At 58.6% G+C, this 12,630-nt stretch carries 13 protein-coding genes and 1 pseudogene; 10 read left to right on the forward strand and 4 right to left on the reverse strand.

The genetic code is table 11. From position 1 onward, the window contains the following. The first annotated feature begins 9 nt into the window (after positions 1-9). The 8 genes from AC4ANK_RS22635 to AC4ANK_RS22670 are packed head-to-tail and all read left to right on the forward strand — an operon-like array spanning position 10 to position 7,056. Positions 10-1,119 (forward strand): ABC transporter permease, encoded by a 1,110-nt coding sequence (locus AC4ANK_RS22635; protein ID WP_002552372.1) that lies wholly within the window; start codon positions 10-12, stop codon positions 1,117-1,119. Continuing rightward, positions 1,112-2,032, forward strand: coding sequence for an ABC transporter permease (locus tag AC4ANK_RS22640; protein WP_002552371.1), 921 nt, complete (start codon positions 1,112-1,114; stop codon positions 2,030-2,032). The genes AC4ANK_RS22635 and AC4ANK_RS22640 overlap by 8 nt, the downstream gene beginning before the upstream one ends. A 26-nt stretch (positions 2,033-2,058) precedes the next feature. Further along, positions 2,059-3,075: a formamidase gene (locus tag AC4ANK_RS22645; protein ID WP_002552370.1), complete on the forward strand. Its 1,017-nt coding sequence runs from the start codon at positions 2,059-2,061 to the stop codon at positions 3,073-3,075. Positions 3,076-3,079: 4 nt separating this feature from the next. After that, a complete protein-coding gene (gene biuH, locus AC4ANK_RS22650) occupies positions 3,080-3,766 on the forward strand; it encodes a biuret amidohydrolase (protein ID WP_031595628.1) in 687 nt (228 codons plus the stop codon). Then, positions 3,763-5,304: an ABC transporter ATP-binding protein gene (locus AC4ANK_RS22655; RefSeq protein WP_161938517.1), complete on the forward strand. Its 1,542-nt coding sequence runs from the start codon at positions 3,763-3,765 to the stop codon at positions 5,302-5,304. Before biuH ends, AC4ANK_RS22655 begins: the two co-directional genes overlap by 4 nt. Further along, positions 5,301-5,978: a cysteine hydrolase family protein gene (locus AC4ANK_RS22660; protein WP_002552366.1), complete on the forward strand. Its 678-nt coding sequence runs from the start codon at positions 5,301-5,303 to the stop codon at positions 5,976-5,978. The genes AC4ANK_RS22655 and AC4ANK_RS22660 overlap by 4 nt, the downstream gene beginning before the upstream one ends. Then, positions 5,978-6,373 carry an oxalurate catabolism protein HpxZ gene (hpxZ, locus tag AC4ANK_RS22665; protein ID WP_002552365.1) on the forward strand — a complete coding sequence of 132 codons (396 nt, stop codon included), beginning with the start codon at positions 5,978-5,980 and terminating at the stop codon, positions 6,371-6,373. Before AC4ANK_RS22660 ends, hpxZ begins: the two co-directional genes overlap by 1 nt. Next, on the forward strand, positions 6,370-7,056 hold the full coding sequence (locus tag AC4ANK_RS22670) for a GntR family transcriptional regulator (RefSeq protein ID WP_002552364.1): 687 nt from the start codon (positions 6,370-6,372) through the stop codon (positions 7,054-7,056). Before hpxZ ends, AC4ANK_RS22670 begins: the two co-directional genes overlap by 4 nt. Before the next feature lie 14 nt (positions 7,057-7,070). On the opposite strand, the gene AC4ANK_RS22675 is transcribed toward AC4ANK_RS22670, so the two are convergent. After that, positions 7,071-8,189 (reverse strand): HWE histidine kinase domain-containing protein, encoded by a 1,119-nt coding sequence (locus AC4ANK_RS22675; RefSeq protein ID WP_031595624.1) that lies wholly within the window; start codon positions 8,187-8,189, stop codon positions 7,071-7,073. Between the two features lie 161 nt (positions 8,190-8,350). Between AC4ANK_RS22675 and AC4ANK_RS22680 the strand changes: the two genes are divergently transcribed. Beyond that, on the forward strand, positions 8,351-8,647 hold the full coding sequence (locus tag AC4ANK_RS22680; RefSeq protein ID WP_031595622.1) for a hypothetical protein: 297 nt from the start codon (positions 8,351-8,353) through the stop codon (positions 8,645-8,647). 194 nt (positions 8,648-8,841) lie between these two features. On the opposite strand, the gene AC4ANK_RS22685 is transcribed toward AC4ANK_RS22680, so the two are convergent. After that, positions 8,842-9,585, reverse strand: coding sequence for an ATPase (locus AC4ANK_RS22685; protein WP_031595620.1), 744 nt, complete (start codon positions 9,583-9,585; stop codon positions 8,842-8,844). Continuing rightward, entirely contained in the window at positions 9,572-9,844 is a 273-nt protein-coding gene (locus tag AC4ANK_RS22690) for a hypothetical protein (RefSeq protein WP_002552362.1), read from the reverse strand. The genes AC4ANK_RS22685 and AC4ANK_RS22690 overlap by 14 nt, the downstream gene beginning before the upstream one ends. Positions 9,845-10,268: 424 nt before the next feature. On the opposite strand from AC4ANK_RS22690, the gene AC4ANK_RS22695 reads away from it, so the two are divergent. Further along, complete coding sequence (locus AC4ANK_RS22695) at positions 10,269-11,546, forward strand: sensor domain-containing diguanylate cyclase (RefSeq protein WP_002552361.1); 1,278 nt, start codon at positions 10,269-10,271, stop codon at positions 11,544-11,546. A gap of 68 nt (positions 11,547-11,614) precedes the next feature. Here AC4ANK_RS22695 and AC4ANK_RS22700 read toward each other — a convergent pair. Continuing rightward, a pseudogene (locus AC4ANK_RS22700) lies at positions 11,615-12,626 on the reverse strand (SMP-30/gluconolactonase/LRE family protein). Positions 12,627-12,630 lie beyond the last annotated feature (4 nt).

Consider the following 12,630-nt stretch of genomic DNA (forward strand, 5'->3'; position numbering starts at 1 on the left):
GGAATGTTCATGAGCCTATCCATTAGTCTGCGTCGCCTCGCCAGCGCGCTGTTGCCGGGGCTGCCTACGGTGTTGGCGGTGTTTTCCTCGTGCGTGCTGTTCGGGCTGTTTCTGGCGGTTCAGGGCAAACCTGCCTGGCAAGCCCTGCAACTGGTCGGCGAAGGCGCGTTTGGTTCATGGTTCGCCCTGGAAAATACCTTGCAGCGTGCAGCGCCATTGATGTTGACCGCACTCTGTGTGGCCCTGCCCGCCCGGGCCGGGCTGATCATTATTGGCGGCGAAGGCGCGCTGGTACTGGGCGGTCTGGCAGCGGCAGTGACACCCTTGTGGCTCGGCCCTTTGTCACCCGGGGTGATGCTCGTCTGCATGGCCCTGGCCGCAATGAGCGTCGGCGCGCTGTGGATCGGTCTGAGTGGCTGGATGCGCCAGCGTCGCGGAGTCAACGAAACGATCAGCAGTCTGCTGCTTTCCTACATCGCTCTGGCGCTGTTCCGGCAGTTGGTGGAAGGGCCGTTACGCGATCCGGCAAGCCTGAACAAGCCTTCGACTCCACCGCTGGACGATGCCTATAGGCTCGGCACGATCAGCGACGGTTTCGAGGTGCATTGGGGACTGGTGGCGGGCGTGGTCGCGTGTCTGCTGGCCTATGTGCTGGTGCGCCACAGCATCAAGGGTTTTGCCCTCGCCGTGGTCGGCGGCAACGTACGCACGGCGTTGATGATCGGTCTTCCGGTAGACCGCTTGATCCTGCTTAGTTGCCTGCTGGGCGGCGCGGCAGCGGGTCTGGCCGGAATGTTCGAGGTCACTGCTGTGCAGGGCAGCGCCAACGCCGCGCTGATTGCCGGCTACGGCACCAGCGGCATCCTGGTCGCCTTTGCCGCACGCCATCATCCGCTGGCCATTATCGTTTGTGCCATTTTGCTGGGTGGTCTGGAAGCCAGTGGTGGGCTGCTGCAACGACGGCTTGGCCTGCCAGACGCCACCACGCTGATTCTTGAAGGTCTGCTGTTCACCAATCTGCTGCTCTGGGAAGCCCTGGGTGGGCGTATCGCCGCCTGGAAGATCAGGCTGACGGCGTCGCCCGCGTCACTCGACAAGGGAGCACTGCAACATGGCTGATATCGACCTGACTACCTTTCTCCTCGCCCTGCTAGCCGGAGCTATCCGCGTCGGCACACCTTTTTTGTTCGTCAGCCTGGGCGAATGCCTGACCGAGAAAAGTGGCCGGATCAATCTGGGGCTGGAAGGCATTCTGGTTGCCGGCGCGATGTCCGGATACGCCGTGGCGTGCCTGAGCGGCTCGGCGTGGCTGGGCCTTGGCGCTGCCGCCGGGGTCGGCATTTTATTGGGGCTGCTGCACGGCTTGGCGTGCTCGTTACCTCGGGTCAACGACATCGCGTTCGGCATCGCGCTGATTCTGCTCGGCACCGGGCTGGCGTTTTTTCTAGGCAAGGCGTTTATCCAGCCGCAAGCGCCCATGCTGCCTTCATTGGCGCTGGGTGCCTGGAGCGACGAAGAACGGGTGCGTTCGGCGCTGAAAATCAATGTGCTGTTCTTCGTCGGCGCAGCGCTGGCATTCGTACTGCACTGGGGGCTGCGCACCACACGCTGGGGGCTGATGCTGCGCCTGGTCGGAGACCACGCCGAAACCGCTCAGGCGCTGGGCTATCGACCGCTCAAGGTGCGCATTCTGGCGACAGCGGTCGGCGGCGGATTGGCCGGAATAGGCGGCGCTTACCTGTCGCTTTACTACCCCGGCAGCTGGAATGAAGGGCTGTCCAGCGGGCAAGGATTGATGGCCGTCGCGCTGGTGATCTTTGCCCGCTGGCGTCCACTGGCGTGCCTGTGGGCGTCGTTGCTGTTCGGCGCTGCCGGAGCCATCGGCCCGGCCCTGCAAGCGGTCGGTATCAGCACCGGCTACTACCTGTTTGCCGCAGCACCTTATGCGCTGACGCTGGTGGTGATGTATGCCACTTGCCGCCGTGGTCGCACCCTGAACGGCGCACCTGGCGAGCTCAGCCTGACGCGATGAACTGATCTTTTCGAGGAGGCATGCACATGGCCAGTGGTCTTGGTGGTTTGAACAAGTCGCCCAATGGTGTGGTGATCGGCCTGGCGCAACTGGCGCTGCCTGATCCGCACACCCGTGAGGCGTTGTGGGCACAAACGCAGAAAGTGGTCAGCATGGTGGCCAAGGCGCGACGCAGCAATCCGGGCATGGACCTGATCGTGTTTCCCGAGTACTCCTTGCATGGCCTGTCGATGAGCACCGCGCCAGAGATCATGTGCAGCCTCGACGGGCCGGAAGTAATGGCGCTGCGCGAGGCGTGCCGGGAGCAGCACATATGGGGTTGTTTCTCGATCATGGAGGCCAACCCGCACGGCAATCCATTCAACAGCGGCCTGATCGTCGACGATCTCGGCGAGATTCGCCTGTATTACCGCAAGCTCCATCCGTGGGTGCCGGTCGAGCCCTGGGAACCTGGCGATCTGGGTATTCCGGTCTGCGATGGGCCGCGTGGCAGCAAGCTGGCGCTGATCATCTGTCACGACGGCATGTTTCCGGAAATGGCCCGCGAGTGCGCCTACAAGGGTGCCGACATCATGCTGCGCACCGCGGGTTACACCGCACCGATCCGTCACTCGTGGAAGATCACCAACCAGAGCAATGCCTTCACCAACCTGATGCAGACCGCAAGCGTCTGTATGTGTGGCTCCGACGGCACGTTCGATTCCATGGGCGAGGCCATGTTCGTCGATTTCGACGGCACGATCATGGCTGAAGGCGGCGGTCGGGCCGACGAAATCGTCTGCTGCGAACTACGCCCCGATCTGGTCCGTGAGGCCCGTGTGCACTGGGGCGTGGAGAACAATATCTATCAATTCGGCCATCGCGGCTATGTGGCGGTCAAGGGTGGCGCGCGCGACTGTCCTTACACCTATATGCATGATCTGACCGCAGGCCAGTACCGTCTGCCGTGGGAAGGCGATGTCGTACATACCGATGGCGGCTCGTGCGGTTTTGCGGCTCCCCAGCGTGACTTCAAACCCACCCCCAGCAGCTGGAAGGAATAACACCGTGAGCGAACGTCATATTGCATCGGCGCCCTACCCCTGGCCCTGGAACGGGCAATTGCATGCGCACAACACCGCGCTGATCGTCATCGACATGCAGACCGATTTTTGTGGCGTCGGCGGCTACGTCGACAGCATGGGTTACGACCTGTCGCTGACCCGTGCGCCCATCGAGCCGATCAAGGCACTGTTGGCGGTGATGCGCCCGCTCGGCTTCACCATTATTCATACCCGAGAAGGCCACCGCCCGGACCTCAGTGACTTGCCAGCCAACAAACGCTGGCGCTCGCAACGCATCGGTGCCGGCATTGGCGACCCTGGCCCGTGCGGCAAGATTCTGGTGCGTGGCGAACCGGGCTGGGAAATCATCGAAGAACTGGCACCATTGCCTGGCGAAATCATTATCGACAAACCCGGCAAAGGCTCCTTCTGCGCCACCGATCTGGAACTGATCCTGCGCACACGCGGCATCGACAACCTGATCCTGACCGGCATCACCACCGACGTCTGCGTGCACACCACCATGCGCGAAGCCAATGACCGCGGCTTCGAGTGCCTGCTGCTGGAAGACTGCTGCGGCGCGACCGATCCCGCCAACCATGCGGCGGCACTGAGCATGGTCAAAATGCAGGGCGGTGTGTTCGGCGCAGTGGGACATTCCTCAATGTTTCGCGACCTGTTTGGAGCATGAACATGCACGCCCCAAGCCTTGAGACGATTGGTGCCAGCAAGCATTTCGGTACGTTTCGCGCACTCGACGAGGTGTCGTTCAAGGTCCGCGCCGGCACCGTCCACGCCCTGCTCGGCGAGAACGGCGCCGGCAAAAGCACGCTGGTCAAAGGCATCATCGGCTACAGCCCGCTGCAATCGGGCAGTATTCTGGTCAACAACCGCGAGCATTCGATCAGCACCCCGCGCGATTCTCATCAGTTGCATATCGGCATGGTGTATCAGCACTTCACCGTCGCGCCGGGCCTGAGCGTGGCTGAAAACCTGGTGCTCTCACGCGGTGATCTGCCGTGGCGTATCAACTGGACCCGCGAGCACGAGCGTCTCGAAGCCTTCATGGCAAAGATGCCTTTTCGTCTGGATATCCATCGGCCGGTCAGCAGCCTGGCCGCCGGTGAAAAACAGAAACTGGAAATCCTCAAGCAGTTGTATCTGCAGCGTCGGCTGATCATTCTCGATGAACCGACCTCGGTACTCACGCCGCAAGAGGCCGATGAAGTGCTGGGGCTGATGCAGGCGATGGCGCATCGCGGTGAACTCACCGTGCTGATGATCACCCACAAGTTTCGCGAGGTTAGCACCTATGCCGATGACGTTACTGTGCTGCGCAAAGGTCGCTGGGTGGGCAGCGCAGCAGTGGCTGACACCACCACACAACAGATGGCAGCGTGGATGATGGGCGACGCACAGGTGCGCGGGGTTAGCACCGAGCGCCCGGTGATGGCGGCTCGTCCGCCGCAGTTGCAGGTGGCAGGTCTGGATGTTCCTGGCGACAAAGGCACGCTGGCGGTGAAAAACCTTTCTCTGGCGGTGCAGCCGGGAGAGATCGTCGGGGTTGCGGGTATTTCCGGTAACGGCCAGCGCGAACTCACCGAAGCCCTGCTCGGCCAGCGACCATTCAGTGCCGGACAGATATCGGTCGATGGCCAGCCCTACCATGTGCAGCGTGAACAAATGCAGCGCCTGCGCGTATTCAGCCTGCCCGAGGAGCCCTTGCGCAACGCCTGTATCGGCAATTTCAGCGTGGCCGACAATCTGGCCCTGCGCAACTTCGACCAGGCGCCACTGTGCCGTCAGGGCTGGCGTCTTGATCGTCGTGCAATAGGCGCACAGGCACGCACATTGATCGAACAGTTCAAGGTCTCGCCCAACGACCCGAACCGCCCTATCGGCACCTTGTCGGGAGGCAATGTGCAGCGTGCCGTACTGGCGCGAGAACTGCCCCCTGACGTCGCGGTGCTGATCGTCGCCAATCCGGTATTCGGCCTGGACTTTGCCAGCGTCGCGCTTATCCACCAGCGCCTGATTGACGCACGTAACAGCGGCACAGCGGTCCTGCTGCTCAGTGAAGACCTCGACGAGCTGCTGAGCCTGGCAGACCGCATCGTGGTCATTCATGACGGCGAACTGGTTTTTGAAACCAGCGCAGCGGCCGCTGATCGAACCGAGTTGGGTCGACACATGGCCGGTGCCGAGCAGTTGGCCGGAGAACCGGCATGATCAGCGTCAATGCGCGTCCGGACTGTTTCACGTTCGCCCCCTCCTGTGCCGCTGTGGTGATCATCGACATGCAGCGCGACTTCCTCGAACCCGGCGGCTTTGGTGCCGCGCTGGGCAACGATGTCGCACCGTTGCAGGCCATCGTGCCATCGGTGCAACAACTGCTGGCGCTGGCCCGTGATCAGGGCATAGTGGTCATACATACTCGTGAATCACACAGCGCGGACCTTGCCGACTGCCCGCCCGCCAAGCTGGCCCACGGCTCACCAGGCCTGCGCATCGGCGACTCTGGCCCGATGGGCCGCATCCTGATTCGCGGCGAACCCGGCAATCAGATTATCGACAGCCTGACGCCGCTCGCCTGCGAGTGGGTCATCGACAAACCCGGCAAGGGCATGTTCTTCGCCACCGACCTGCATCAGCGGCTGACCGACGCTGGCATCACGCATTTGATCTTCGCAGGCGTTACCACCGAAGTTTGCGTGCAGACCAGCATGCGCGAAGCCAGTGATCGGGGTTATCGCTGCCTGCTGATCGAGGATGCGACCGAAAGCTATTTCCCAACCTTCAAACAAGCCACGCTGGACATGATCACCGCACAAAACGCGATTGTCGGGCGTGCAGCGTCGCTGGCCGATCTGCAACAGGCCCTGCAAACAAGGAGTACACCCTGATGGACATCAATCTTGCGCACATCGTCGCCGAAGTGACCCACGCTTTCACTGATTACGAGCGCGCCCTGCTGGCCAACGAGCTGACCACACTGGATGCGTATTTCTGGAATTCCGAACAGACCGTTCGCTATGGCGTCGCGGAAAACCTGCACGGTGCCGAAGCCATCGCGCGCTATCGACGCCACTGTCAGCCAGTCGGGCCCGGTCGCACGTTATTGCGCACCGTGGTGAGCACCTTCGGTGAAGACTTCGCCACCGTCAGCACCGAGTTTCACGATGGCGTTACTGAGCGTCTGGGACGGCAGATGCAAACCTGGGCACGCCTGGACGGCGGCTGGAAAGTCGTTGCGGCACATGTCAGCATTGACCTGAGCAGCCTGGAGCCACGCCCTTGAATTCCCCCAACACCACCAACGCGCTGGCAGAAGACGTCTATCGTCGGCTCAAGCAGGAGATCTTCGACTTCTATCTACTGCCCTACGACCGCTTCACTGAAACCCAGCTGGCTGATCGTTATCAGGTCTCACGCACGCCGGTGCGTGACGCGTTGTACCGGCTGCAGCGAGAGGGTTATCTGGACGTCGAGTTTCGACGGGGCTGGTCAGTCAAGCCGCTGGATTTCGACCAGATCGACCAGCTGTACGATCTGCGCATCGTGCTTGAATGTGCTGCGGTCGAACGTATCTGTGCATCCCACGAAGTGCATCCGGAACTCAATGTGCTGCGTCAGCACTGGCTGATTGATCGCAGCCAGTGGCAGATAGACATGCAAGTGGTCGCCGACCTCGATGAGCAGTTTCACACCCAACTGGTGGCCGCCTCGGGCAATCTGGAAATGGCTCGTGTTCATCAGGAAGTGACCGAGCGCATTCGCATCGTGCGCAGGCTGGACTTCTTCAAAAGCGCCCGTATCGAACATACCTATCTGGAGCACGCCGCGATCCTCAATGCATTGCAGGCACGCAAACGGGACGAAGCGCTGCTGCTACTGCGCTCTCATGTGGAAATCAGCAAACTCGAAGTGCGCAAGCTGACGATATCGATGCTCAGTGATGCGCGGCGGCGGCATGAGGCATGAAGCGTTGACGGTTATCAGCTGCTTCTGCCGAGTTTGCCGGTGAACGGTGCGGATATCTCGCACCTCAGCCCGACCGGTTCGTAGAAGAACGTTGCCGAACCATCAAACGCATTACTCAGGCTGCCCTTGATCATCGCCGTGCCATAACCCTTGCGGCTCGGCTGATCGACTTGCGGGCCGCCGCTCTCCGCCCAGACCAGCCTGAAAACAGGCTCGAGGTCATCACTGCCCTGCGCAACAATCCCCCACTGCACATTCAGTTCTCCCGCTTCCCGAGACAGCGAGCCGTACTTGGTGGCGTTGGTACACAGCTCATGTATCACCAGTGCCAGCGCCGATGCGGCCTCCTGGGTCAGCAAAACATCAGGGCCGGAAAAACTGATAGCACAGTCTTTTTGATAAGGCGCGAGCATTTCCTGCAGTAAGGCAGCCATTTCGATTTCGCACGTGCTCAGTGCCAGCGAGTGCGCGCGATGCATCATTATCAGCCGCTCGCTAAACACCGCCCGAAACTGCCTTACGTCGGGGTGTCGTTTCAAGGTCAGATTGGCGACACCGCCAATCGTCAGAAACAGATTTCGAATACGGTGCTCAAGCTCGCCCAGAATAAGCGCGTTGGATTCCTGCGACCTGCTATACGCACAGATACGCGCACATAACGATGATGCCAATTGCAGAAACTCGCGCTGTTCAACAGTCAGCGACATGCCCAGCGGATGGATGATTGCGATACTTCCCTGGGCGTTGTTATCAGCGCTCAGTGCCGGAATCGAAATCATCGCGTGCAGATCATGTCGGGCGAAGAGCGCTTTCCACTCTTGCGAAAAGCGCGGGTCGTTTGCCACGTCCGGAACGTCGATGGTTTTCCCGGTCAATATGCCTAGTCCACATGAGCCGCGCTTGCCGGTGATGATGTTACCCACCAGAGCTTGAGAAAAATCGGACGGCAGGTTCGGGAAAATAGATTGACGAAATGTTCTGCCGGCCTTATCCAGCACGTTGATGCCGACGACGGCACCCGGCAATCTGACTTGCAGCGCAATGGCAAAATCTTCAAGAAGCGGTTGGGCGGGCAAAGCGGATGACATGACGTCCAGTGCGCGATTACGAAAAACCTCTAGAAACTCACGCATGGCAGCCGCATCCTCAGGTGCGAAAAAGTCAGACATGGTACACCGGTGGCAGGCTTGCGATACGTGAGTTGGACAAAACGCCTTTCAGAGGAAAACAGCGTGCTCGTCGTTGTTCAGCTATTAACGCTATCCTCGGCACTTTCCGGAAATGGAAGCCCACAATGACACGAGCCGTACTGTTGGTGCTGTTGATCCTCTCGGTTGCATGGCTGGCGCAAAGTGGTGATGGCGACGAAATGCAATGCCCTGACAAAGATGCGAATTTTTTTGCTGAATCCATCAACGCGTATTTTGACAAACATCCACCAAAAGCCGGTAAAGCCGTGACCATTCCTGACGGCGCCCGTTACGACAATCGTACCCACTGGTGGATAGTTCCGGTCGACGTCGGCCAGGAAAGATTACAGGCGCTGTTGAGTTGCGACGGCCATCTAGAACTGTCCGGGCGTAAAACATGAACAACATTGCGCTGGATATCACCTGCCTGACGCCACTGCCTCACCATCGATAGGTCGTTGATTATCTGAAAACCAGCGAACCTGCAGTGCGGAGCTGGGCCTAGTCGCTCGGTGTCAGGCAGGAATGTGCCGAGGACGTGAAGGTCGGAAGCTCTGGAGGAGGTCATGAGGTCTGTTGCGGTCTGCAGTGTCTGTCAGCTGTGAGTGACAAGCTGGTCAAGTGCATCAATTGCCGAGCTGCACCATTCGGTCACATCATCGAATTTGTACTCCACTGCCAAGGCGTCGGTGATTTCAACTTCAAGTTCTGCCTCCGCCCCGGAGTTGTCAAACAAGTACGCTCGACTTGACGCTTGAATGGCCTCAGGAAGCAGTGCCAGACACCTATGATAACGAGCACGTATCGTTTCTGGCTTAACGTCGTGCCCTCCTTCGCCAACACGAATGGCAACCCGGTTGATATTGATTTCCGGGGCCTCGGTTGAAACGAAATACAAGTATGTGCGGTATCCCAACGACCTGGCTTTCTTGATGAAATCAACCTTGGAGCGGTCTGACATAACCGTTTCAAAAGTGAAGCTGGCGGCTTGTTCAAGCAATTGATGCCGGATGAAATCAGCGACGACCGATGAGTGGTACGAATTTATCTGGATCGCGTCGATCATCAGGGATTGACCGACAACAGTGAAATGCTCAGCCTGAGCCCCCAGCTGTTCTCTGACGATCAACGGATGAGAAGTAAAAAAGTCTTGAAACGCTTGCTGATCGAGGCTCACGGAGAAAGGCGAGAGGTCTATGAAACCGTTCTCTCCCGCCTCACGTTCCAGGTCGTCAGCATTAACGTATATATAGATTAAATCAGGATCAAGAAGACGCTTAATGGTGCTTTTGCCAGAGCCGTTTGGCCCTGCAAATACACGGAGTCTAGGAACCGGCACTGGCGGACGCCCCAGAGCCGATTTTGAAGCAAACTCCAGCCTTCACGCTGCGACGGGGTTTGGAAGCACAAACAATTTGCTCGGTACCGTCAGCTCGTTCGGCAACGATAAATCCGCCCTTGGAAAGCACAACGGTACGACCAGCTGCCTTGGCTTTTTCGTAAGCCATCCGTGTCGCAAGAGAAGCCTGAGCCGGGATCCGAGCTTCAAGCTCTTGAGTGGCCTCTTCAGACAATGCTTTGTTGACGGCTTTAGGCATGAATCCTCCTGGTCCTTGTGCTTAGGTGAGCGTGAACGACTTCATAGTAGCCCGAAAAAATGCTTTTCGACACGAGACAGATTAAACCTTGTTTAGCAGATGTGGCGCAAACGAGAGACCTCTCTGCGCCAATTCCTTTCGTACAAGCAGCCATTTTACCGATGCGGACAACCCCGTTTCACACCAGCCAATGCCACAACAACAGCGTACCTATCAGCCCCACGGTCGCAAACGCCCGGCAGTGCACTGGATATCGTCGTCACGCGCGCAATAAATCATTTTAGTCATGTGGGTATAGTGCCTGTGCAACAAGGCTTGGTGCTTGCGGTCCAACTCACTGCACTTACTACCCGCCCGGCATCGCGTCACCCATCATCTGATCAGAGCCGCGATCAATTCAACGGATCACTCGACAGGACATCAGATGACCTCATCCAGCCAGCGCCTGGCCTTGCTTGAAGCAGTTGTCGAGCAGTCATTCAATGCCGTTTTGATCACCGATGCCAATCTGACCAATGGCGGCCCTTTCATTGTGTATGTCAACCCGGCATTCTGCGCGATGACCGGCTACGCAGCAGAGGCATTGATCGGCCTTTCGCCACGGATCCTGCAAGGACCCGACACCGATCGTCAGGTGATCGAGCGTATGCGTCAGTGTTTGAGCGAAAGCCTCTTTTTCGAAGGGTCGACAGTCAATTACCGCGCGGATGGAAGCCCCTATGTCGTCGAGTGGAAAATTTCCCCGGTGCGCGACGATGCGGGTGCGGTTTGCAACTTTGTATCGGTGCAGCAAAACATCAGCCCGCGCATTCGAGCAGAGCGCGAACAGCATTTGCTGGCTCAGGCGCTGAACGCCGCGCTTGATCCGATCATGATTACCGATTGCAACGCCACTATCGTTTTTGCCAATGAGGCCTTTCAGCACATCACCGGTTACAGCGCGTCGGAAATAATCGGCGAAAACCCGCGAGTGCTTAGCTCGGGTAAACATGATGAGATGTTTTATGCGCAATTCAATGAAGCGCTGGCCAGTGGTACGCCCTTTCGTACTACCTTTATCAACAAGCGCAAGGATGGCTCTCTGTTCTACGCAGAACACAGCATTTCCCCGCTGTGTAACCTGGAAGGAACCATCACGCATTACGTCAGCATCAGCCAGGATGTAACCACGAGGCTGGGCCGTGAACAGAAGTTGCTGGAGATTGCTCACAGCGACCCGCTGACCGGGCTGAACAACCGAAGGGCGGCGGAACACACTCTTGAGCGGCTCATCGATACCGCGCGAATATCGGGCAAGCCGTTCAGTCTTATCATCGGCGACATCGATCATTTCAAATCGGTCAATGACCGATACGGCCACCCTGCTGGCGACAGGGTATTGACCAGCGTTGCAGTCATCCTTAAACAACGGATCCGCCTGCAGGATGTCGCGGCTCGATGGGGAGGAGAAGAGTTTCTGATACTCGTGCCCGATAGCTCACTGGATCATGCCGCTGAATTGGCCGATCGCATTCGCGAGGGCGTTGAGGGTCTGTTGATACCGAATACAGGCTCAGTGACTATTTCTCTGGGAGTTGCGCAACTCAGCCCGGGAGAAACAGCGGCAAGCCTGATTCAGCGTGCAGACAAAGCGCTCTATCAGGCCAAGCGCCTGGGCCGCAACCGTGTCGATATCGCACAGGCAGACGACACGATTTATTGAGGTTGGCTACGAGCGGAGTCTTCAGGAATACCGTACGGCGCTATTGGTATCTCACCGTGACGGACGCTTTACGGCCGACTACCACCAACAAGAACGGGTATTCTCAACACCTTGTTGGCAGCGGTGATGTAAATCCAGTGCTGTGAACCGGTAGAACAGAATGCAAGATTGCCGGTGTCTTTCGCCGTCACCTTTATTTTCCCCAGCAACTCGCCGCTGGCAGAGAACACCTGAATGCCCTCTTTGCTGCTGCTCCAGACGTTGCCCTGCGCGTCGACCTTGAGTCCGTCAGGGATGCCGGGGGCAATCTCGGCAAACACCTTGCCGTTACTCAGCGCCCCGTCGCGCACCTGATACACCCGGATGCTGTGTGCCAGTTTCGGATTCTTGAAATCATGCGCCAGTTGCGAGTCGGCGACATACAGCAAGCTTTGATCGGGTGAAAACGCAGACCGTTCGGCGAATGAAGTCCCGGGGTATTCAACCTTACCAGTTGGTTTTGTTCCGGATCGTAGCGGTATACATACTCGCCGCCCTGCTCCGGTTTGCCGCCATAACTTTCAGCCTTGTTCAACACGCCGAAGGTTGGATCACTGAACCAGATACCACCGCGCTTATCGACCACGACGTCATTCGGGCTGTTCAAACGCTTGCCCTCGTACCGTCGACCACTGTGCGCCATTGACCATCCGCCTCCTGTCGTACTATTGCGCGTTCGCCATGGGATGCGGCGATGACTCGGCCTTCGGCATCCAGAGCATGCCCGTTCTGATAATCGGCGGAGTCGAGCCATACAGTGACGCCGTCATGCTCTTTCCAGCTCATGACCTTGTTCGCCTTCACATCACTCCAGATCAACCGACCGTCGGTCAAACACAAAGGGCCTTCCGCCCACTGCGCATCGGCGGTAAGCACTTGTGCCTGCGCGCCGGGCTGGATGAGTGCAGCAAACCGCGGATTACTGGCAACCACCGTGACTGGCGACGCGTCTGAAGCCACCACTGCGCCTGCGGCGAGAAGCGCGCCCGCCAACACGAGCGAAGTGGTTTTCTTGCCTGGATGACGGAAGACTCGATTCATGCAT

It is taken from the genome of Pseudomonas sp. Pmew2 (assembly GCF_058129885.1).